The 20,902-nt window shown below is 70.8% G+C and carries 23 protein-coding genes and 1 pseudogene; 11 read left to right on the forward strand and 13 right to left on the reverse strand.

Annotation, left to right across the window (positions count from 1 at the left end; translation table 11 throughout):
• Positions 1–233: 233 nt before the first annotated feature.
• Both ACFYWX_RS14080 and ACFYWX_RS14085 read left to right on the forward strand, forming a co-directional pair.
• Positions 234–437, forward strand: a complete 204-nt coding sequence (locus ACFYWX_RS14080) for a hypothetical protein (protein WP_389424247.1) — start codon at positions 234–236, stop codon at positions 435–437.
• Positions 430–3,192, forward strand: coding sequence for a Tat pathway signal sequence domain protein (locus tag ACFYWX_RS14085; protein ID WP_389424248.1), 2,763 nt, complete (start codon positions 430–432; stop codon positions 3,190–3,192). The genes ACFYWX_RS14080 and ACFYWX_RS14085 overlap by 8 nt, the downstream gene beginning before the upstream one ends.
• 87 nt (positions 3,193–3,279) lie before the next feature.
• Here the strand turns inward: ACFYWX_RS14085 and ACFYWX_RS14090 are convergent, their stop codons facing one another.
• Together ACFYWX_RS14090 and ACFYWX_RS14095 are read right to left on the reverse strand one after the other, a co-directional pair.
• A complete protein-coding gene (locus ACFYWX_RS14090; RefSeq protein ID WP_389424249.1) occupies positions 3,280–3,930 on the reverse strand; it encodes a class I SAM-dependent DNA methyltransferase in 651 nt (216 codons plus the stop codon).
• Between the two features lie 201 nt (positions 3,931–4,131).
• Positions 4,132–4,752 (reverse strand): annotated as a pseudogene (locus tag ACFYWX_RS14095) (GlxA family transcriptional regulator); the annotation flags it as partial.
• A 180-nt stretch (positions 4,753–4,932) separates the two neighbouring features.
• On the opposite strand from ACFYWX_RS14095, the gene ACFYWX_RS14100 reads away from it, so the two are divergent.
• Positions 4,933–5,286 carry a VOC family protein gene (locus ACFYWX_RS14100; protein WP_389424250.1) on the forward strand — a complete coding sequence of 118 codons (354 nt, stop codon included), beginning with the start codon at positions 4,933–4,935 and terminating at the stop codon, positions 5,284–5,286.
• A 46-nt stretch (positions 5,287–5,332) separates the two neighbouring features.
• Here the strand turns inward: ACFYWX_RS14100 and ACFYWX_RS14105 are convergent, their stop codons facing one another.
• From ACFYWX_RS14105 to ACFYWX_RS14115, 3 genes are read right to left on the reverse strand one after another with little or no spacing between them, the layout of a single operon-like run.
• Entirely contained in the window at positions 5,333–5,488 is a 156-nt protein-coding gene (locus tag ACFYWX_RS14105; RefSeq protein ID WP_389424251.1) for a hypothetical protein, read from the reverse strand.
• Complete coding sequence (locus ACFYWX_RS14110; protein ID WP_389424252.1) at positions 5,446–5,862, reverse strand: LysR family transcriptional regulator substrate-binding protein; 417 nt, start codon at positions 5,860–5,862, stop codon at positions 5,446–5,448. The genes ACFYWX_RS14105 and ACFYWX_RS14110 overlap by 43 nt, the downstream gene beginning before the upstream one ends.
• Positions 5,805–6,095, reverse strand: coding sequence for a LysR family transcriptional regulator (locus ACFYWX_RS14115; RefSeq protein ID WP_389424253.1), 291 nt, complete (start codon positions 6,093–6,095; stop codon positions 5,805–5,807). Before ACFYWX_RS14115 ends, ACFYWX_RS14110 begins: the two co-directional genes overlap by 58 nt.
• 273 nt (positions 6,096–6,368) lie before the next feature.
• On the opposite strand from ACFYWX_RS14115, the gene ACFYWX_RS14120 reads away from it, so the two are divergent.
• Positions 6,369–7,091 (forward strand): hypothetical protein, encoded by a 723-nt coding sequence (locus tag ACFYWX_RS14120; RefSeq protein ID WP_389424254.1) that lies wholly within the window; start codon positions 6,369–6,371, stop codon positions 7,089–7,091.
• Between the two features lie 220 nt (positions 7,092–7,311).
• Here the strand turns inward: ACFYWX_RS14120 and ACFYWX_RS14125 are convergent, their stop codons facing one another.
• From ACFYWX_RS14125 to glyA, 6 genes are read right to left on the reverse strand one after another with little or no spacing between them, the layout of a single operon-like run.
• On the reverse strand, positions 7,312–7,593 hold the full coding sequence (locus ACFYWX_RS14125; protein ID WP_389424408.1) for a serine dehydratase beta chain: 282 nt from the start codon (positions 7,591–7,593) through the stop codon (positions 7,312–7,314).
• The gene (locus tag ACFYWX_RS14130; protein WP_389424255.1) at positions 7,476–8,096 is read right to left on the reverse strand and encodes a sarcosine oxidase subunit gamma; all 621 of its coding nucleotides are present in this window, start codon (positions 8,094–8,096) and stop codon (positions 7,476–7,478) included. Before ACFYWX_RS14130 ends, ACFYWX_RS14125 begins: the two co-directional genes overlap by 118 nt.
• Positions 8,089–10,980: a sarcosine oxidase subunit alpha family protein gene (locus ACFYWX_RS14135; protein ID WP_389424256.1), complete on the reverse strand. Its 2,892-nt coding sequence runs from the start codon at positions 10,978–10,980 to the stop codon at positions 8,089–8,091. The genes ACFYWX_RS14130 and ACFYWX_RS14135 overlap by 8 nt, the downstream gene beginning before the upstream one ends.
• On the reverse strand, positions 10,977–11,273 hold the full coding sequence (locus ACFYWX_RS14140) for a sarcosine oxidase subunit delta (RefSeq protein ID WP_389424257.1): 297 nt from the start codon (positions 11,271–11,273) through the stop codon (positions 10,977–10,979). Before ACFYWX_RS14140 ends, ACFYWX_RS14135 begins: the two co-directional genes overlap by 4 nt.
• Positions 11,274–11,282: 9 nt before the next feature.
• Positions 11,283–12,503 (reverse strand): sarcosine oxidase subunit beta family protein, encoded by a 1,221-nt coding sequence (locus tag ACFYWX_RS14145; protein WP_389424258.1) that lies wholly within the window; start codon positions 12,501–12,503, stop codon positions 11,283–11,285.
• Positions 12,500–13,834: a serine hydroxymethyltransferase gene (gene glyA, locus ACFYWX_RS14150; RefSeq protein ID WP_389424259.1), complete on the reverse strand. Its 1,335-nt coding sequence runs from the start codon at positions 13,832–13,834 to the stop codon at positions 12,500–12,502. Before glyA ends, ACFYWX_RS14145 begins: the two co-directional genes overlap by 4 nt.
• Positions 13,835–13,928: 94 nt before the next feature.
• Here glyA and ACFYWX_RS14155 point away from each other — a divergent pair, with 94 nt between their 5' ends.
• The 5 genes from ACFYWX_RS14155 to ACFYWX_RS14175 all read left to right on the forward strand — a co-directional run bounded on the left by ACFYWX_RS14155 (position 13,929) and on the right by ACFYWX_RS14175 (position 17,405).
• The gene (locus ACFYWX_RS14155; protein WP_389424260.1) at positions 13,929–14,594 is read left to right on the forward strand and encodes a GntR family transcriptional regulator; all 666 of its coding nucleotides are present in this window, start codon (positions 13,929–13,931) and stop codon (positions 14,592–14,594) included.
• 187 nt (positions 14,595–14,781) lie between these two features.
• Entirely contained in the window at positions 14,782–15,054 is a 273-nt protein-coding gene (locus ACFYWX_RS14160) for a hypothetical protein (RefSeq protein WP_389424261.1), read from the forward strand.
• Between the two features lie 306 nt (positions 15,055–15,360).
• Complete coding sequence (gene dhaK, locus ACFYWX_RS14165) at positions 15,361–16,353, forward strand: dihydroxyacetone kinase subunit DhaK (RefSeq protein WP_389424262.1); 993 nt, start codon at positions 15,361–15,363, stop codon at positions 16,351–16,353.
• 46 nt (positions 16,354–16,399) lie between these two features.
• Positions 16,400–16,999, forward strand: coding sequence for a dihydroxyacetone kinase subunit DhaL (gene dhaL / locus ACFYWX_RS14170; RefSeq protein WP_389424263.1), 600 nt, complete (start codon positions 16,400–16,402; stop codon positions 16,997–16,999).
• Positions 16,992–17,405 carry a PTS-dependent dihydroxyacetone kinase phosphotransferase subunit DhaM gene (locus ACFYWX_RS14175; RefSeq protein WP_389424264.1) on the forward strand — a complete coding sequence of 138 codons (414 nt, stop codon included), beginning with the start codon at positions 16,992–16,994 and terminating at the stop codon, positions 17,403–17,405. Before dhaL ends, ACFYWX_RS14175 begins: the two co-directional genes overlap by 8 nt.
• 15 nt (positions 17,406–17,420) lie before the next feature.
• Here ACFYWX_RS14175 and ACFYWX_RS14180 read toward each other — a convergent pair whose 3' ends face one another.
• Positions 17,421–18,185, reverse strand: coding sequence for a glycoside hydrolase family 75 protein (locus ACFYWX_RS14180; protein ID WP_389424265.1), 765 nt, complete (start codon positions 18,183–18,185; stop codon positions 17,421–17,423).
• 377 nt (positions 18,186–18,562) lie between these two features.
• On the opposite strand from ACFYWX_RS14180, the gene ACFYWX_RS14185 reads away from it, so the two are divergent.
• Together ACFYWX_RS14185 and ACFYWX_RS14190 are read left to right on the forward strand one after the other, a co-directional pair.
• Positions 18,563–19,534: a fibronectin type III domain-containing protein gene (locus ACFYWX_RS14185; protein WP_389424266.1), complete on the forward strand. Its 972-nt coding sequence runs from the start codon at positions 18,563–18,565 to the stop codon at positions 19,532–19,534.
• 178 nt (positions 19,535–19,712) lie between these two features.
• Entirely contained in the window at positions 19,713–20,249 is a 537-nt protein-coding gene (locus ACFYWX_RS14190; RefSeq protein ID WP_389424267.1) for a hypothetical protein, read from the forward strand.
• Between the two features lie 31 nt (positions 20,250–20,280).
• On the opposite strand, the gene ACFYWX_RS14195 is transcribed toward ACFYWX_RS14190, so the two are convergent.
• Complete coding sequence (locus tag ACFYWX_RS14195; RefSeq protein WP_389424268.1) at positions 20,281–20,880, reverse strand: PadR family transcriptional regulator; 600 nt, start codon at positions 20,878–20,880, stop codon at positions 20,281–20,283.
• Positions 20,881–20,902: the final 22 nt, after the last annotated feature.

The following is a 20,902-nucleotide window of genomic DNA, read 5'->3' on the forward strand; positions in this document are numbered from 1 at the left end:
CACGAGGTGACGTTGGGGAGGGAGCCCAAGCCTGCCCGCCCGAGCGGCTCCGCACGGAGATCGGCGGCCGCTGGCCACGGAGATGTAATCGTGCGTCATGTCCGGTCCCACCATGTGGGATTCGACAGCGAATTCGATTGATCGTGAACGCTTCTTTTCATTCCTGTGGCTTTTGCTGATCGGAAGGGTTGGTTTCCGTACGATCCTGGCCGTCCATAGAAAGGGATCTTCCGATGCGCTACACCTGGGTCGCCGTTGTGGTGAGCCTCGCGGCCGCGGTCACCGCCGCACTGTCCACCGGTGCCGCCGCCGCACCGGCCCGTCAAGGCCCGCACCACCAAAGCCGGTTGGGCGGTGCCAACGACCGGGTCAGCGACCCGAACTCCTTCTGGAACGCCCGGGATTCGCGATCCCCCGAGGACGGTCACCATGCCTGAGATGTCCCGCAGAGACGCCCTCAAGGCGGCCGCCGCGGCCGCCGTGGCGACCCAGCTCTCCTGGGCACTCGCCGCCGACCCGGCCGGGGCAGCACCGGCCGAAGCCACCACCGCCGACCCCGTGAAGCTCACCTGGCTGGAGGGCGGTACCCCGGCCGAGGCCCCCGGCACCACCTTCGGTGTGGCCTGGCCCAAGGGCGCGCTCCCCGCCGACCAGGCCTTCGCTCTCTCCGCCCCCGACGGCACGGCGGTCCCCGTCCAGTCGTGGCCCACCGCCTACTGGCCCGACGGCACCCTGAAGTGGACCGCCCACGCGGTCGGCGGCACCGCCATGACCGCCGAGAGCTACACCCTGGCTCCGGGCACGCCCGCGAAAGCGGACACCGCGCTCACCGTGGACACCAAGGGAGGCACGATCGACGTCGACACCGGCGTCATCCAGGTCAGCATCGCCAAGGCCGGCGCACACGACGTCGTACGCACCGTCAAGCGCGGCAGCACCGAGATCGCGAACAAGGCCGAACTGGTCGTACTGCGCCAGCCGGAGATCGACGACGACTACGACGGCAGCGGCGCCGGCACCCGCTGGGAGCGCTTCACCGGCCGCGTCGGCTCCGTCACCGTCGAGCAGTCCGGCCCGGTGCGCGCCGTCATCCGCCTGGAGGGCGAGCACGAGCGCGGCAACCGCTCCTGGCTGCCCTTCGTCATCCGCCTCTACTTGTACGCCGGGTCCGAGGCGATCCGCGTCGTCCACACCATCACGTACGACGGCACCCAGGAGCCCGGCAAGGCCGGTGGCGACTTCATCAAGGGTCTGGGCCTGCGCATCCGCGTCCCGCTCTCCGACGAGCTCTACAACCGCCATATCCGCCTCGCGGGCGCCGACGACGGCTTCCTCACCGAAGCCGTCCAGGGCATCACCGGTCTGCGCCGCGACCCGGGCACGGCGGTGCGCACCGCGCAGGTCAAGGGCGAGAAGCTGCCGGACATCTCCACCTGGGACACCCGGGTCTCCTCCGCCCTGAAGTACGTCCCCGCCTGGGGCGACTACACCCTCGCCCAGCTCTCGGCCGACGGCTTCACCGTCCGCAAGCGCACCAAGGCCGGCCACGGCTGGATCCACACCACCGGCGGCACCCGTGCCCCAGGCTTCGGCTACGTCGGCGGGATCAGCGGCGGACTCTCCTTCGGCCTGCGGGACTTCTGGCAGAAGCACCCCGCCCAGCTCGACGTCCGCGGCGCCGCCTCCGACGAGGCGACCGTCACCCTCTGGCTCTGGTCGCCCGAGGCCCAGCCGCTCGACCTGCGCTTCTACCACGACGGCCTCGACGAGGACACCTACGAGGAGCAGACCGCCGGACTCAACATCACCTACGAGGACTACGAGCCCGGCTTCGGCACCCCGTACGGCATCGCCCGCACCTCCGAGCTCTACCTGTGGGCCAACGCGGCCACACCCACGGCCGGCACCCTGGTCGCCCAGAAGGACGCACTGACCGCCCCGCCGCAGCTCGTCGCCGCCCCCAAGACGCTTCACAAGGCGGGCGTCTTCGCCGGACTCTGGTCCCCCGTGGACCGCTCGACCACCGCCAGGAGGACCATCGAGGACCGCCTCGACCTGCTCTTCACCTACTACCGGGACCAGCGCGAACAGCGCCGCTGGTACGGCTTCCTGGACTACGGCGACGTCCAGCACACCTACGACCCGGACCGCCACACCTGGTGCTACGACGTCGGCGGCTACGCCTGGGACAACTCCGAGCTCTCCACCGACCTGTGGCTCTGGCTGGCCTACCTGCGCTCCGGACGGGCCGACATCTACCGATTCGCCGAGGCCATGACCCGCCACACCGGCGAGGTCGACGTCTACCACCTCGGGAAATGGGCGGGCCTGGGCACCCGTCACGGGGTCCAGCACTTCGGCGACAGCGCCAAGCAGGTCCGTATTTCGACGCCCGTCTACCGCCGCCTCTTCTACTACCTCACCGCCGACGAACGGACCGGCGACCTGATGCGCGCCCAGGTCGACTCCGACGAGACCTTCCTGACCCTCGATCCCAACCGCAAGGTCCGCACCGACGGCTACACCCCCGGGGACCGCCACGCCCTGTCCATCGGCTTCGGCACCGACTGGAGCGGGCTGGGCTGGGCATGGTGGACCGAGTGGGAGCGGCGCGGCCCCAAGTGGCAGAAGGCGAAGAAGAAACTGCTGGCCAGCGCCTCGACCATCGCCGCCCAGCCCAACGGCTTCGTCCAGGGCAGTGGTCTGTACGACCTCGACACGGGCGCCTTCGCCGTCCAGACCGCCCCGGTCATCGCCGTCTCCCACCTCTCCGCGAGCTTCGGCCTGCCCGAACTGGCCGCCGAGCTGATCGACGCTCTCGACGAGAACGACATCCCGGGCTTCCGGGCCGCCTGGCTGGACTACTGCCGCTATTTCAACGCCACCTCCGCCGAGCAGAAGGCCCGCTACGGCGCGAGTTTCAAGGTGAGCCTGGTCCAGGGCCACTCCCGCCTGGACGCGTACGCGGCGAGCCTGACCGGCGAGGCCGCGCCGGCCACCCGGGCCTGGAGCAAGTTCACCGCGAGCGACGGCTACCCGGACGCGGGCACCTCATGGGCGACCACGAAGATCAACGGCCCCACCGTGCTCAACGCCGGGGCCGACGCCACCTGGATCAGCACCAACTCCACGGCGCTGTACGGTCTCGCGGCCATCGAGAACCTCGCGCTGGTCGGTGAAGCACTGAGTTGAGCCCAGGCCCGCGCCGGAGCGGTGCGGTCCTGCGCGATATCAGAGGAACCGACAGTTCTTCTCCTCCTCTACGAGCTGAGGGATGAACTACCGGTAGGGCTTGCGGCGGGCGAAAAGAAGCGCTTGCGAAGCCTTCCCATCCGGGTCGAGCAGCATGTGGGCCTCCACCTGGAATCCGGCGTCACGCAGCCAGGTCGCCACCTGGTCCGGATGTCGGCGGTGGACATGGACCTTCATCGGGTGACCGCCGTAGCCCTGCGTCTTCAACCGCGACTCGTCGCCGACGTGAAACAGGAGCTGCAGCGGTCCGCCTGGACGCAATGCTCGGTGGAAGTGCCCGAAGACGGTCGGGATTTCGGCGTCGGGTATGTGAATCAGCGACTGCCAGGCGATCAGGCCGGCCACCGAGGCGTCCTGGAGGTCCAAATCGGTCATCGATCCCACCTCGAATCGCAGGCCGGGGTGATCGCGCCGGGCCACGTCGATCATCCCGGGAGCGAGATCGATACCGAAGGCGTCCACGCCGAGCTGGTGCAGGTGGGCGGTGACATGTCCGGGGCCGCAACCGACGTCTGCCACCGGCCCGCCGCCCGCGGCCCGCACGCTGTCGGCGAACAAGGCCAGCGCGGCGCGAAGGTACTGATGCCCGGCGATGGCGTCGCGCACTTGGTCGGCATAGCTGACCGCGACCGTGTCGTAAGAGGTTCGGGTGTCGGTCAACCAGTCGTCCGTGCTCATGACCGGCACGGTAGTCCGTGATCACGAATCGCCGGTAAGTGATGAGGCAGCAGGCTGGTTCGAGGAACCTTTCGTGGGTGTCGGCAAACACGTCCCGGGCTCCAAGCGTTGCCTGGCCGTGAACGCGCTCGGCCTGGTCATCGCGGTGGTGGTGCCGGCCGCCTCCGCCCACGGCAACGGCTGAGACGCCCGGCTCCGCCATCAGGTTTCGCCGAAGGTCCGTCGGTAGGCGCCGGGTGTGGTGCCGAGGTACGCCCGGAAACGGCGGCGCAGGTTGACCGCCGAGGCGAGTCCGACCCGGGTGGCGATGGCTTCGACCGGCAGGTCGGTCTGCTCCAGCAGTACCCGTGCCGCGTCGAGGCGTTGGCCGAGCAGCCACTGTCCCGGGCTGATGCCGAGCTGTTCGGTGAACCGCCGGGCGAGGGTCCGGTTGGACAGCCCGGCGCGTTCGGCGAGGCGACCGAGGGTCAGTCGGGAGTCGAGCCGGGAGGTGGCCCACTCCAGTAGTGGCGCCAATGACTCGTCCGCCCTGGCCGGTGCGGGCTGTGCGGCGTACTGGAGTTGGCTGCCCTCCCGGTGCGGCGGCAGGACCATGTTCCGGGCGATCTGGGCGGCGCGTGCCGCGCCGTGGTCCGTACGTACCAGGTGCAGGCACAGGTCGATGCCCGCGCCGGTTCCGGCGCTGGTCGCCACGTCGCCGTGGTCCACGTACAGCACGTCCTGGTCTACCTGCACCTCGGGGAAGGCGGCGGCGAGTTGGGCGGTGCTGCGCCAATGGGTGGTGGCGCGGCAGCCGTCGAGCAGTCCGGCCTGAGCGAGGACCCGGATGCGGGCCACATCCCCACAGAGAACGCGCCCGGCCGGATCGCCCGCGCGCTCATCGACTTCTTCACGGCGCAGAGGTCTTACGCGGTCTCCTGCGTTTGAGACGGGGGGTGAAGCGGGCGATGGTGATGGTGTGGCGGCAGCCCGCCCGATCGCTGCCCTGGCAAGATTGGCGGCATGGAACGTGTGCTTGGAATCGGTGGATATTTCATGCGGGCCGCCGACCCGGCGGCCCTGAGCGCGTGGTATCGCGATTGCCTGGGCCTGGACACCGATGAAAACGGCCTGTGGCATCAGGGAGCCGGGCCGACGGTGTTCGCGGCGTTCGAGTCCGAGACCGACTACTTCGGGTCCCGCGCCCAGCAGACCATGCTCAACTTCCGGGTCCGCGATCTCGATGCGATGCTCGCGCAATTGCGGGCCAAGGGAGCGGACGTGGCCAAAGAAACGCAGGACATGGAGGGTGTCGGTCGATTCGGCTGGGTCACCGACCCTGAGGGCCATCGGGTCGAGTTGTGGCAGCCCGCCTGACCGCGTCTTCACCCAGGCGGTGACGTGCTGGTGGGGCGGGTCGGCGTCAGTCGGTGGTGATGTAGTGGCCGTCTGCGAGGTCGGCAGGCGCATCGAGAACGGGAACAGCCGTGACGGCGGATCCGATCCGGTCGGTCGTGTTCGCCCCGACCATCACGATCAGTTCGCCCATCGCGACCTTTTCGATGATCTCGTCGAGCATGGCCTCGGGCGTGGCGCCGGCGAAAGCGGCCGGAACAGCTTGTCCCGCGTGACATCGGCAACCGATACAGCCGGTTTCGCCGCCAGGGGATGATCCTGCGGAACCAAGGCCACTGCTCTCACCTGGGCGAGTTCGGAGCGTTCCAGTCCGTCAAGACCGCTGTGGTCGCAGGTCAGCGCGATGTCCGCCGAGCCGTTGCGCACCACCTCGGCCTGGTCCCGGGTGAACACGACCTCGACGTCGGCCGCACCGGGCTGGCGGCGATAAGCACGCAACACGTCGGCCAGCAGTCCGGAACCCGTGCCCTGACGCGCGGCTACCACCAGCCGGTGCGGGCGACCGCTGCGCTGGGCGCGCAGCACCGCGGCGTCCACCGCGCCCTCAGCACCTTGCGGCTTTCGGCCAGGAAGACCGCACCGGCCGCCGTGAGATCGACGCGGCGGCTGGTGCGCTCGAACGATTGAACGCCCATTCGGCGTTCCAGCCGGCTGATCGCCCTCGACAACGGTGGCTGGGCGATCCCGAGCCGTTCCGCGGCCCGCCCGAAATGCAGTTCCTCGGCGACCGCTACGAAGTACTCGAGCTCACGTGTTTCCAGCCGTTCCATACCCGCAGAGTAAGGAACAGCAGCCGAGGGTCACGGTGTGGGACGGCAAGGTCAGCCCATGGCTGGTGACATGCCGGGAGGGTGCCCGAGCAGTGCTCGGCCACAGCGCGCGGTCCGCCGCCGCGCGTTCCCGGTAGCCCGCGGAGACCAGTGGAGCGAACTCGACGCCCACGACTGCGGCTTGATGTCACCTACGCCGGGACAGTCGACATATCGCACACTGTTCGCCAAGCATGTTTTGTCATGTCCACGCCTCGATGAGGAGGATGCCCGGTGGAGGGATGTAGGTTCACGCGGCGCGCGGCGCTGGCTGCGGCGGCCGGAGGGGTCGCAGCACTTGGTTCCGGGGCGTTCACCGGCACCGCCCAGGCGGCGACGGGATCGGCGGAGCGGAGGGCCGCTGACCCGCCGGCCGGGACGGTGCGAGTGTTCTGGCTCAAGCCCTCCGACGTGGCGAACGATTCGCGGTACCCCAACGGCATCACCGGCGTCATGCGGGAGTCGCAGCGCTTCTACCGCCAGGAACTCGGCGTGACGTTCAAACTGAACAACCCGGCGGTGGAGGTAGTCCAGGGCAACCACGGGCGGGCCTGGTACGAGAACACGCCGAACGGCGGCGAAGAGTACTGGTGGGTGGTCTTCAACATGCAGCAGGAGCTGATGGCCAGGTTCGGTCTCAGATCCCCGGACTCGCGCTGGCTGTGCGTCGGCGAAGTCAGCGCCGAGAAGGCGGGTGTCTCCGGCGGTGGTGGAGGTGGCGGCTGGGTGATCCTCAGCGGCCACGACGCCGACGGTGCCGCCGGGACCAACGGCGCGATGAACCGGTGGTACGGCGGCATGGTGCACGAGTTGGGCCACGCCTTCGGTCTGCCCGACTCCACGCACACCGACGGCACACCGATGTCCGCCTCGTTCTACGACTACCCGAACTGCCACTTCAACCAGCAGCAGAAGAACGGGATACGGAACGGCCCCTACCGCAGCTTCCTGTCCTGAGCTCAGGGCTCCGCCGTTCTCTCGGTCGGCCCGTCGCAGCCGGTATGGGCCTGATGCCCCAGCTCGGACGTGATGGTGGTTCGTGGTGGATCGGCAGGTGCGCACGCAGGCACGACTTCCGGTGATCACGGAGTGTTGGAGTTCGCTGATCACCGCAACGGAAGACCGTGCCTGTCGCGTCATCATCGCCTATGCCCGCCGGGCCGGGCCAACTCGCCGGTTACGGTCCGGCCCGCCCCGATGAACTGCCCGGCCTGCTGGACCGGCTGCGGCCCTCATCGTCCAGCAGCCTGACGAAGCGTCGGGCCGCCCGTATCGGCCCCACCGCCTCAATGGAGGAAGGACCGATGCCGACCGAGTGCAGGTCGAACGCGCTCAGCGCCCTCAGGGGATGCCCGGGCCGTGGTACTCGCTCATCGCGTCGATGAGCCAGCGTGCCAGGTAGTCGGCGAACGAGGACCGCGGCAGGAGCCGGTACGTCGGCGCGTCGTCGACCTGCCAGAGCAGCACCGCGACGGGTCCCACCGTGGTCGACACCGCCTGGCCGGGGCCGAAGGCCCGGGGATGGAGGTCCAGCGGGCAGCCCTTCTCCAGTACCTGCCGGGCGGCCGGGCCGCTCAGCTCCAGCGTGGTGCGGTTCGCCGAGACGTCCACGACCGAGCCGGGATCTGCGCCGAGCGCGTCCCGCAACTCGGCGGTCACAACTCTCTCTTCCGTCTGGGACAGTACGAGCCACTCGTCGGGGCCGAGCCAGACGACCGTGCGGGGGCCGGATGCGGTGGTGCCGCCGCACTGCCGCGGGAGCGGTGCCCCCAAGGCCTTCTCGATACGGTCGCCCGCCTCGGAGGCTGGGTCGACGCGCAGGTTCACCATGGTGATGAACGGCCACTCGGTCAGCGCGACGCCGAGGGCGCCGGTGACGGTGGCGGCCCGCATCCGCTCCTCCAGATGTGCCAGGGGGCTGCGGCGCAGGCACACCGGGCCCGCCTCGGTCAGCTCAGCCATCTCGCTTGGTCCCTTCGGGGTCGTAGAGGACGAAGTCGGTCACCTCTACGGGCACCAGGTCCTCGCCCACCGGAGCGAGCAGGGTCTCGCCGATCCTTGCCCGCCCGTCGGCGACGAGGGCGAGGGCGAAGGGGCGGCCGAGGGCCGGGCTGTGGTAGCTGGAGGTGACGTGGCCGAGCATCGGCACCGGCCCGGCCTCGGGGGTGACGGGCACGTCGGGCGCGACGAGCTGGGTGCCCTCGGGCAGCCGCGTCCTGCGGTCGGCCGGTAGCAGGCCGACCAGTTGCTTGCGGTCGGTGCGGGAGGTGTCGGCGCGGGAGTAGGACCGCTTCCCGATGAAGTCCTTCTGCTTCGAGACCACCCAGGACATGCCCGCGTCCTGCGGAGTGACGGTGCCGTCGGTGTCCTGGCCGACGATGATGTAGCCCTTCTCGGCCCGCAGGACGTGCATGGTCTCGGTGCCGTACGGGGTGATGTCGTACGGGCGGCCGATCGCGTCCAGCTCCTCCCACACCGCCAGGCCGTACCAGGCGGAGACGTTGATCTCGTAGGCGAGTTCGCCGGAGAAGGAGATCCGGCAGATGCGGGCCGGGATGCCGGAGGCCAGGGTGGTCTCGCGGAAGGCCATGAACGGGAAGGCCTCGTTCGTCAGGTCGACGTCGGGGGCGAGATGGGCGACGACCTCACGCGATTGCGGGCCGACGACGGCGATCGTCGACCACTGTTCGGTCACCGAGGTGCAGTGGACGTCGAGTTCGGGCCACTCGGTCTGCAGCCACTCCTCCAGCCAGTCCAGAACCCCGGCGGCGCCGCCGGTCGTGGTGGTCATGAAGTAGCGGTTGTCGTCGAGGCGCAGCGTCACGCCGTCGTCGAAGATCATCCCGTCGGGCTTGCACATCACGCCGTAGCGGGCCATGCCGGGCTTGAGCTTCTTGAACGCGTTCGTGTAGACACGGTTGAGGAACTCGCCCGCGTCCGTGCCCCAGATCTCGATCTTGCCGAGGGTGGAGGCGTCCATGAACGCCACTCCCTCGCGGGCCACGCGGCACTCGCGGGCCACGGCCGTGTCCATGTCCTCGCCGGGCCGGGGGTAGTACCAGGGGCGCTTCCACTGCCCGACGTCCTCGAACTCCGCGCCCTGGGCGACATGCCAGCTGTGGATGGACGTGGTCCGCTCCGGATCGAACAGCTCGCCGCGCTCACGACCGGCCAGGGCGGCGAAGGCTACCGGTGTGTACGGGGCCCGGTAGGCCGTGGTGCCGATCTCTCCGGGCGACGCGCCCGCGCCGAGGGCTTCGGCGATCACGCCGATCGCGTTGACGCCGGACGTCTTGCCCTGGTCGTTCGCCGTGCCGAGCGAGGTGTAACGCTTGACGTGTTCGACACCGCGCATGCCGGCGCCGGTGGACCGCCAGACGTCGGCGACCGTGACGTCGCGTTGCAGGTCGACGAAGTGGGTGTCCCAGCCGCCGGGTTCGCCGTCGGGGGCGGGCACCAGCCACAGGGCGCGCACATCGGGACGTACCTCCTCGTACGAGGCCGTGGGCGCCGGCACCGGGAACCCGGCGTCCGTCGCGGCCCGCGCCCCGGCCCGTGCCCCCTCGGCCAGACAGCCGTCGAGGTCGTACGTCCCGCGGGCGGCACCGACGACCTGCTGGTCCCGTACGGTGCCGTCGGGGACGAAGGCGACCAGGTCCTCGTCCCAGCGCAGCCGGCCCTGGCGCTGGCTGTGCAGGTGCACCACCGGGCTCCAGCCGCCCGAGACGGCGAGCAGGTCGCAGGCGAACGGCTGTGGTTCACCGGTGAGTCGACCGTTGTCGTCGAGAGCCTGGACGGTGACGCCGGTGAGCCGGCCATCGCCCGCGGTGTCGACCACCGCACTGCCCTTCAGCACCCGTACCCCGGTCGCCACGGCGACCTCGGCGGCCCGGTGGGACAGCTCGGAGCGCGCGTCGACGACCGCGGCGATGTCGATCCCGGCGGCGTGGAGATCGGCGACCGTGTCGTAGGCGCTGTCGTTGGTGGTGCTCACCACGGCCCGCGAGCCCGGGGCCACGGCGTATCTGTTGAGGTAGGTGCGCACGGCCGCGGCGAGCATCACGCCGGGGCGGTCGTTGCCGGCGAAGACCAGCGGGCGCTCGTGAGCGCCGGTCGCCAGGATCACCTGGCGGGCCCGAATGTGCCACAGCCGCTGGCGCGAGACGCCTTCGGACGGGTCGGGGGCGTCGGCGCCGAGGTGGTCGGTGCGCCGCTGAAGGGCCAGCACATAGTTGTCGTCGTTACTGCCGAACGCCGTGGTGCGCCGGAGGACGACGGCCTCGGGGGCGGCGTCGAGTGCCGCGCGTATCTCGGCGACCCAGTCGGGGCCGATCTGCCCGCCGGCCGTCTCGCCGCCCCCGGAGAGCAGCGAACCGCCGGGCTCGGGCTGGTCGTCGACGAGGATCACGCGGGCGCCGGAGCCCGCGGCAGCGGCGGCGGCCGCCAGCCCGGCCGGTCCGGCGCCGACGACCAGGACATCGGTGTGGACGTACTTCTTGTCGTAGACGGCGGGGTCGGAGCTCGGGTCGAGCCGGCCCATCCCGGACAGCGTCGTGGCGGACAGGCCGTCGTACAGCTCCGCCGTCGTCGCCGGCAGCATGCCCTCCGAGTACGGGCCGTCGATCTGCACGAGGGCGTTGGGCTCCTCGACGCCTGCGGCGACGATGCCGCGCGGGCGGCCACGGTAGAGCGACGGAGCGACCTCGACGAGCCCGTTCGCCAGCATCGCCGAGGCGACGGTGTCCCCGGGGTGCCCGGTCAGTTCCCGCCCGTCGACGGTGAACCGCAGCACGGTGTCGCGGTCGATACGGCCTCCTTGCCGCAACCGGAAGTGCTGGTCGGTCATCGGATCCCTCCGGCCTGGGGCAGTTCGGGGCGTGGCTCGTCGAGCCGGTAGACGGCGAGCACCTCGTAGGTGGCGGTGTCGCGCAGGACGTTGAACCAGCGGCGGCAGCCGATGCCGTGCATCCACCGCTCGGCGAAGGGGCCCTTGGGGTTGTCGCGGTAGAAGACGTACTCGGCCCACTGCTCGTCGGTGAGGTCGTCGGGGTTCTCGGGGTAGGGGACGTGGGCCTGTCCCCCGTAGTGGTACTCGGTCTCGTCACGGGGACCGCACCATGGGCAGCTGATCAGCAGCACGGTGTCCTCCTAGTGGGCCACGGCTGCGGCGCCGTGCTCGTCGATCAACGCGCCCGTCGCGAAACGTTCGAGGGCGAAGGGGGCGTTCAGCGGATGCGGCTCGCCCGTGGCGATGGTGTGGGCGAAGGTCCAGCCGACGGCCGGGGTGGCCTTGAACCCGCCGGTGCCCCAGCCGCAGTTGACGTAGAGGTTCTCGACCGGGGTGGTGCCGACGATCGGGGAGGCGTCCGGGGTGACGTCGACGATGCCGCCCCAGGTGCGCAGCACGTGCGCGCGGGCGAAGACGGGGAACAGTTCGACGGCGGCGGCCATCTGCTGCTCGATCACGTGGAAGGAGCCGCGCTGCCCGTAGCCGTTGTACGAGTCGACCCCCGCGCCCATCACCAACTCGCCCTTGTGGGCCTGGGAGACGTAGACGTGCACGTGGTTCGACATGACGACCGTCGGGTGCACCGGTTCGTGCAGCTCGGAGACCAGCGCCTGCAGCGGGTGGGACTGCACCGGCAGCCGGATGCCGGCCCGCTCGGCCAGCACGCTGCTGTGCCCGGCGGCCGCGAGGCCGACCCGGCCGGCGCGGATGCGGCCGCGGTTGGTCTCGACGCCCACGACCCGGTCGCCGTCCTTGAGGAAGCCGGTGACCTCGCAGGCCTGGATCAGGTCCACGCCCATCTCGTCGGCCCGGCGGGCCAGCGCCCAGGCGACGTGGTCGTGCTTGGCGATACCGGCCCGCGGCTGGAAGGTGCCGCCCAGGACCGGATACCGGGTGCGGGGCGAGACGTTGAGGATGGGGCAGACCTCGGCGACCTCGTCCGGTGTGAGCCACTCGGCGTCGACGCCGTTGAGACGGTTGGCGCCCACGCGGCGCATGCCCTCGCGGACGTCCTGGAGGGTGTGCGCGAGATTGAGGACGCCGCGCTGGCTGAACAGGAAGTCGTAGTCCAGCTCCTCCGGGAGCCGCTCCCACAGCTTGAGCGCGTGCTCGTAGATCGCCGCGCTCTCGTCCCACAGGTAGTTCGAGCGGATGATCGTGGTGTTGCGTGCCATGTTGCCGCCGGCCAGCCAGCCCTTCTCCAGGACGGCGACGTTGGTGATGCCGTGGTTCTTGGCGAGGTAGTAGGCGGTGGCCAGGCCATGGCCGCCCGCACCGACGATGACGACGTCGTACGAGGAGCGCGGCTCGGGGTTGCGCCACAGGAAGTCCGGGTGCTCCGGCAGCGGCTCGCTGGTCATGCCGCGTCTCCGTTCAGGCGGGGCGGGTGGGGCAGGTGGGGATAGAGGGGGAATGCGCCCGCGAGCTTCTCGACCCGCTCACGCAGCAGGCCCGTGCGCTCGTCGCCGAGCTGCTCGTCCTTCAGGGCCTGGGCGATGATGTCGGCGACCTCTCGGAACTCCGCCTCGCCGAAGCCCCGGGTGGCCAGGGCCGGGGTGCCGATGCGCAGCCCCGAGGAGACCATCGGCGGGCGGGGGTCGAACGGCACGGCGTTGCGGTTGACCGTGATGCCGATGCGGTGCAGCCGGTCCTCGGCCTGCTTCCCGTCGAGTGCGGAGCTGCGCAGGTCGACGAGGACCAGGTGCACTTCGGTGCCGCCGGTCAGCACCGTGATCCCGGCCTCGGCCACGTCGTCGGCCAGCAGCCGTCCGGCGAGGATGCGGGCGCCGTCCAGGGTGCGCTGCTGGCGCTCCTTGAACTCCTCACTCGCCGCCATCTTGAAGGCCACGGCCTTCGCCGCGATGACGTGCTCCAACGGGCCGCCCTGCTGGCCCGGGAAGACCGCGGAGTTGATCTTCTTGGCCAGGTCGGCGGGGCTGAGGATCACACCGCCGCGCGGGCCGCCGAGGGTCTTGTGCGTGGTGGTCGTCACGACGTCGGCGTACGGCACCGGGTTCGGGTGCAGGCCCGCGGCCACCAGCCCGGCGAAGTGCGCCATGTCCACCATCAGATACGCGCCCACCGCGTCGGCGATCCGCCGGAACGCGGCGAAGTCCAGCTGACGGGGGTAGGCCGACCAGCCGGCGACGATCATCCTGGGCCGGTGCGCGAGGGCGAGCTGTTCGACCTCGTCCATGTCGATGCGCAGATCGGACTCGCGCACATGGTACGGCACGACGTCGTACAGCTTGCCCGAGTAGTTGAGGCGCATGCCGTGGGTCAGATGACCGCCGTGCGCCAGGTCGAGCCCGAGGATCGTGTCGCCCGGCTTCAGCAGCGCGAACATCGCGGCCGCGTTGGCCTGGGCGCCCGAATGCGGCTGGACGTTCGCCGCCTCGGCGCCGAACAGTTCCTTCACCCGGGCGATGGCCAACTGCTCGATGACGTCGACGTGTTCGCAGCCGCCGTAGTAGCGGCGGCCCGGGTAGCCCTCGGCGTACTTGTTGGTCAGGACCGAGCCCTGGGCCTCCATGACGGCGGCCGGGGCGAAGTTCTCCGAGGCGATCATCTCGAGGGTGGACTGCTGACGGTGCAGCTCGGCGTCCACCGCTGTGGCGACCTCCGGGTCGAGCACGCTGAGCGGGGAAGAGAGGGGGGAGGCGACCGTGGTGATCGACGGGTTCGCTGCCATCTGCACACCATTCTGAGAGCCGACTAATGAACGACTGATATATCAGCCTCTGCGGTAAGGTATGTGAGCTCGTCGGACAGGTCAAGGGGGCGTTATGCAGCAGGTGGCGACAGAGCCCGGGGGCGAGGAGCTGTCCCTCGCCGAACGCGCTTATCGCGCCATCCGCGACCGGCTCGTCATGCTGGAGATCCGCCCGGGCGCGCCGATCAACGAGGACCAGTTGGGGCAGTCCCTCGGCGTCGGACGGACACCGGTGCGCGAGGCGCTCAAGCGGCTCCAGTACGAGCGTCTGGTCACGACATACCCCCGGCGCGGCACCTTCGCCACCGAGGTCAACATCACCGACCTGGCCCACATCTCCGAGGTGCGCCTAGAACTCGAGCCCCTGGCCGCCGCCCAGGCCGCGCGGCGCGCCACGGGCACGGACCGTACGACCCTGACGGCCCTGCGGCGGCAGCTGGAGAGCGCTGATTCCGGTCGGCACGACGCCACTGACCTCATGCACCTGGACCTTCAGGTCCACCGCGCCATCTACGCCGCCACGCACAACCCGTACCTGGAAGACACTCTCGTCCGCCACGACAACCTGGCCACCCGCATCTGGTGCCTGTTCGTCGACCGTCTGTCCGACATGGCCGGCCACGTCGAAGAGCACGGACCGTTGATCGAGGAGATCGTCGCCGGGGACCCCGGCAAGGCGGCACAGCTCGCCCGCACCCATGTCGAGGGCTTCGAACGGGCCATTCGCGACGCCATCTGAGAGGACTCCCGCGTCACGCTTCAGTGCGCGGCGCCCCGCGGATCCCCCGGGCGCAGGCGGGGCCTGCCGGCCAGGGTGGTCCACAGGTGAGGTCGGCGGCGGGGCCCGGGGCAAGCCGGCACCTGCTTGCGCACGGCGTACCGGCACAGGCACCCGGCGCCCGCCGGCAGCCGGGGCGGAACTCGGCGTGGACGGCTTCGAGTTCCGTGAGCACCGCACCTTCGATGCCGTCGTGGCCGAGATGGGCACCGATCCGGTCCAGGAGCTCTACGACGAGCTGCTCGATTCCTCGACCAACCTGGGGGCCGTGGACCTGACGGAGCTGCTGGCCCGCAAGCCCCAGTCGATGGTGCGCAACGAAAACGGTTCGTTCCAGCTGTTCCGCGTAGGGGACGCGGTGGCGAGCAGAAATGTCCATGCCGCGATGCTGGATGCGGCCCGCCTCTGCCGAACGATCTGAGGACGGGTGACGCGGCCGCCCCGCCGGCCGAGCGCGGGAATGCGAACTCCAAACCCTTCGCCCCAGCCGGCCATGACGAGATACTGGACGGTGTCAGAACGCAACTTCGATCGCCCGTCGACCATCAAACGACCATCATCGACCCCTTACGTTCCGTCACCAAAGTCAGCATGAAGTCAGCATCAGTACCGCTGGACCCCGCCTCGGACCGCTACGGACCGCCAAGATCGAAAACTGGCCAACCGCACTCTGAGCTGCAAAAATAAAGGTCAGAGACTCATCTTCTAGTCTCGCAGGAGGTTCCTCATGAGGATGCTCATCAACGTCGCGGAGTCCGTGGTCGCGGACGCGCTGCGTGGAATGGCCGCGGCCCATCCGGAGCTGACCGTCGATGTCGAGAACCGGGTGGTCGTACGGCGGGACGCGCCCGTCGCGGGGAAGGTTGGGCTGGTCTCCGGCGGTGGGTCGGGGCATGAGCCGCTGCACGGTGGTTTCGTGGGACCCGGCATGTTGTCGGCGGCCTGTCCGGGTGAGGTGTTCACGTCGCCCGTGCCCGATCAGATGCTGCGCGCGGCCGCCGCTGTGGACAGCGGAGCCGGTGTGCTGTTCATCGTCAAGAACTACACGGGGGACGTGCTCAACTTCGACATGGCGGCCGAACTCGCCGAGGACGAGGGCATCCAGGTCGCGAAGGTCCTCGTCAACGACGATGTCGCCGTCACCGACAGCCTCTACACGGCAGGTCGGCGCGGTACGGGCGCGACGCTGTTCGTGGAGAAGATCGCGGGCGCCGCCGCCGACGAGGGGCAGCCGCTGGAGCGGGTGCAGTCCGTCGCCCGGCAGGTGAACGAGAACTCCCGCAGCTTCGGCGTCGCACTGAGTGCCTGTACGACTCCGGCCAAGGGCAGCCCCACCTTCGACCTGCCCTCGGGCGAGCTGGAGCTGGGCATCGGCATCCACGGCGAGCCCGGCCGGGAGCGGCGGCCGATGATGACCTCCGGCGAGATCGCCGACTTCGCCATCCACGCGATCCTGGAGGACCTGAGCCCCCGCAACCCCGTCCTCGTCCTGGTGAACGGCATGGGCGCGACGCCGCTGCTGGAGCTGTACGGCTTCAACGCGGAGGTGCAGCGCGTACTCGCCGAACGCGGGGTCGCCGTCGCCCGTACGCTGGTCGGCAACTACGTGACCTCCCTCGACATGTCCGGCGCCTCGGTCACCCTGTGCCAGATCGACGAGGAGCTGCTGCGGCTGTGGAACGCGCCGGTCAGTACGCCGGGCCTGCGCTGGGGTATGTGACCGGCGGATACCGACGCTCGACGTACCTACCACGCAAGGAGATCCAGTGCTCGACGCCGAGTTCTTCCGCCGTTGGATGACGGCGACCGCCGCGTCCGTCGACCGCGAGGCGGAACGGCTCACCGCCCTCGACTCCCCCATCGGCGACGCCGACCACGGCACCAACCTGCAGCGCGGCTTCACCGCCGTGACGGCCGTCCTGGAGAAGGAGCCGCCCGCGTCTCCCGGTGCCGTGCTGACCCTCGCGGGGCGGCAGCTCATCTCGACCGTCGGCGGGGCGTCGGGGCCGCTGTACGGCACCCTGCTGCGCCGCACCGGCAAGGCGCTCGGGGACGCCGCCGAGGTGGGCGAGGAACAGCTCGCCGAGGCGTTGCGCGCGGGGGTGGACGCGGTGATGGCACTGGGTGGTGCCGCGCCCGGCGACAAGACCATGATCGACGCGCTGGTACCGGCCGTCGACGCCCTCGGCGACGGCTTCGCCGCGGCCCGGGCCGCCGCCGAGCAGGGCGCTGTCGCCACGACGCCGTTGCAGGCCCGCAAGGGCCGGGCGAGCTACCTCGGGGAACGCAGTATCGGGCACCAGGACCCGGGAGCCACGTCGGCCGCTCTGCTGATCGCGGCTCTCTTGGAGGCGAACGGTGAGTGAGGGTGCCGGGCAGGTCGGGATCGTGCTCGTGTCCCACAGCGCCGAGGTCGCCGCGTCGGTGGGCGAGCTGGCGCGCGGGCTCGCGGGCGGTGGCACGGCGGTGCCCGTCGCCCCGGCGGGCGGCACCGAGGGCGGCGGACTCGGCACCAGCGCCGAGCTGATCGCCGCCGCGGCGGCATCGGTGGATCGCGGCGCCGGGGTCGCCGTCCTCACCGACCTCGGCAGTGCCGTCCTCACCGTGAAGGCCCTGCTCGCGGAGGGCGACGAGCTGCCCGACGACACCCGCCTGGTGGACGCCCCGTTCGTCGAGGGCGCGGTGGCCGCGGTCGTCACCGCCGCGGCCGGCGCCGACCTGGACGCGGTGGAGGCGGCGGCCGTGGAGGCGTACACCTACCGGAAGACGTGAGGGCGGGGAGGAACGTCAGCGGCGCGATCCTGCCCGTGGACGAGGGCCGGTCCGCGGTCTGACGACCCGTCGACGCTGCCCTGCCTCAGGGGTGCCCTCGATGAACTCCCGCGCCAGCCGCTCCCCCGCCTCGACGGCGGCCGCGTGGCTCTCGATCGGGGTCACCTTCGAGTCCTTGAAGACGATGTAGGTGACCCCCGAGGCCGCCCCGCCTCTGCGCGGGTCCGCGCGGAGGCCGAGCCCTTCGGCGGTGGCGTACGACGCCTCCCCGATGACGCCGGCCGGCCCGACGTCGCCGACGACGGCGTACTGCACCCGGTCGCCGTGGACGACGGCGGCGACGGCTCCGCCGCGCACGCCGTGCTTGCGATGGTCCCAGAGCGGGCTCGGGGCGGGTACGACGATGTACGGCAGGGTCTCGGCGCTCAACGAACGTCCGTCGGATTGCGGGTAGGCGGTGGCGTCCGAGAACCACGGGTCGGTTCTCCTGTTGCAGCGCGAGCCCGGGCGGCCGTCGCAGTCGATGTCCAGGTCGGCCTTCCAGAAGACGGCGCCGTCGGTGCCGCAGACGGAGATGTCGGCGGGTGCGTCGGCGTCGCTGCGGTAGTGGCCGTGGGAGACGGGGGCGCAGTCACGCACCCGGGCCCGGAGTTCGGCGGCGGCCACGGTGCCTTCGTGGCGTGCCACCGGCTCGTGGGGGACGTGAGGTGTGGTGTGCTGTCCGGCCTGGGCCAGCAGGGCGAGGCCGGCGGCGGCCAGTGTCAGCGAAGTGACGGACACGTTCAAGGGCCCTCTCGTGCGGGGACGGTGACGGACACTCGGCCCAATCTGGCTCCCGTCCGCGCATGTGGCCACTCGACGTGCCGTACGGTGCACGCCTTCTGACGGCCCGACAGGGGGCGGGGGCCCGAGCCTGTCGGGGCTCCGGCCTCCCGACCGCCCACGCCGGCGCGGAATCAGCGACGACAGCGGTCCGCGCCACCGGCACGAACTCACCATCCCTCGAGATGAGTTCGGCCGTGAGGTGCCTCAGCATACGTAACTCCCCCGGACGCTCGGAAGCTGCGCCCCCGGTTGCGCCCGCCTCTTGATGCGATCGCCACACTGGGTTCATATTGGTCCGGACCATTGCCGTGCCCGCGCCGGGAGGCCGAGTCGTGCGACGCGTTCTGCTGTGCGGGGTCCTGCTGGTCGCCTCCTGCGGGTGGGCGGGGGCCGACGAGGGCGAGGACGACCGGCCGCCGGGGGCTCCGACGGGAGTCACCGCCGAAGCGGGCAGCGCGACCAGCGTGCACGTCATGTGGAACACGGTGACCTCCGCCGCACGCATCGCCGGGTACGAGGTGTATCGCGGCCACAGGAAAGTCGAGGACGTACCCGGTTCCGCACACATGGCGGACGTCACCGGGCTCAGGGCGTCCACGGTGTACGTGTTCACCGTGCGGGCCCGGGACGCCGAGGGGCGGCTCGGTCCGGGCAGCCGCGAGGTCCGCGCCACCACCCCGGCGGCGGTCGCCGCGGACCGCTCGGCACCGACTCGCCCGGGCCGCACCACCGGCCGGACCGTCGGGAGCCGCGCGGTCCAGCTGTCGTGGTCCCCGTCCACGGACAACCGCGCGGTGGTGTCGTACGACGTCTACCAGGGCTCCGTGAAGATCCACAGCGTAGGCGGCGGCCAGACGGCCACCGTGGTCACGGGACTGCGGCCCGGCAGCCGCTACGCCTTCACCGTCCGGGCCCGGGACGCGGCCGACAACGTCTCGCCCGACGGTGCCGCCGTCCGCCTCACCACCGCGCCGGGCGCCGACGACGGCCGGGACACCGCGCCCGGGGACTTCCGCGCGACGACCCACCGCGCCGACGGGGCGTACTACGTCGACCTGTCCTGGATCCCGCCGCGGGTGGACGGCGTGGTCACGGAGTACGGCATCGAACTCGACGGGCGTCCGGCCACCTCGCTGGTGTGGGGCGGGACAGCGCCGCGCGAGCGGGCGTCCCACAGCTTCTACGCGGGGCGGGATTCAGGGGTCGAGCACCGGGTGCGCATCAGGGCCAGGCTTCCGGACGGCACCTGGGGCGCCTTCTCCGTCGAGCGGACGGTCACGACGGGCGACACCGTCCGCCCGTGACGCGCGACCGGGCATCGGCCGTCCGGAGGAATCCGGGGGAAGCCATCACCTGCCCGGCGGCCCTCCGCGTGCGGGGCGGGCCGGGGCCACGTTGGCTGCCCCTGAGGGCAGCACGGGCGTTCCCGACCTCCGGCGGCGCAAGGGATGTACCGCCAACCGTGCCGCCGGAGGACACTCCATGCGCACTACTCATCCTTTCCGGCGTGCCGGCCTGACCGTCGCGGCCGCCGCCGCGCTGCCGCTCGCCCTGTCCGCCGGGCCGGCCGCCGCCCAGTCCGGGATCTCCGTGAGCACGACCGGGTCCACGGTCTCCGTGGTGACCGGCGCCTGCACCCAGATCAACGGCAGCTGGGGCGCCGCGTCCCTGCTCACCAACTCACAGGCGAACTTCGCCCAGGGTCGCCAGGTGGCGCTGTCGGGCACGACCGTCAGCCAGTCCGCCGCCTGGTCGAACGTGACCCCTGGCACCTACACGGTGATCGTGAACTGCTCCAACGGGAGCACCGCGGGCACCCAGTCCGTGGTCGTCTCCGCCCCGTCGAGACCCACGATCTCCGCGACGGCCTCGCCCTCGCGCGGTGTCATGGGCGGGTTCGGCGGTGCCAGCAAGGACTACGGCACCCTCACCCTGACGGCGGGCGGGATCCTGGTGGGCACGGGCGTCGTCGCGACGGCGTGGTTCCTGCGCCGTCGCTCGAAGCCGTACCGGCTCTAGCCGGTCACGCCCGGACGGGCGGGCGGCCGCCTCAGGCCGTCCCGTCCGTCCCGTCCGTCCCGGCCCTCTCGTCCTCGGGCAGGTCGGTGGCGGTGGAGGGCAGCGCGGTGAACCCCTCCAGCGCCTGGGTGAGCCACCGCTCCCAGAAGGTCTCCAGTTCGATGCCCGCGCGCAGCACCAGGTGCTGGAGCCGGGTCTGCGGGTCGTCCTTGCCGAGCGGGAAGTCGCGCTTCTCGATCTCCTCGTACTCCGCCAACTGGAGCCGGTGCAGCTTCAGATGGCGGCGCAGGTCGCCCTCGATGCCCCGGGTGCCGACCACCGCGGCGGCGCGCAGCCGCAGCAGCAGGGCGTCGCGGTGCGGCTTGGGGTCCTGGGACTCGGCGGTCCAGCGGGCCAGTTCGGCGCGGCCCTCGGGCAGGACCTCGTAGCTCTTCTTCTGCCCTCGGGCCGGCTGCTCGGCGGTGAGGGCGCGGATGTACCCCTCGGCCTCCAGTTTTCCCAGCTCGCGATAGATCTGCTGGTGCGTCGCCGACCAGAAGTAGCCGATCGACCGGTCGAACCGGCGGGTCAGCTCCAGCCCCGAGGACGGCTTTTCCACCAGGGCGGTGAGGATCGCGTGCGGGAGTGACATGGAGTCATCCTAGGGAGGCCGC

Origin of the sequence: Streptomyces sp. NPDC002888 (assembly GCF_042888465.1) — a bacterium.
GTDB lineage: Bacteria > Actinomycetota > Actinomycetes > Streptomycetales > Streptomycetaceae > Streptomyces.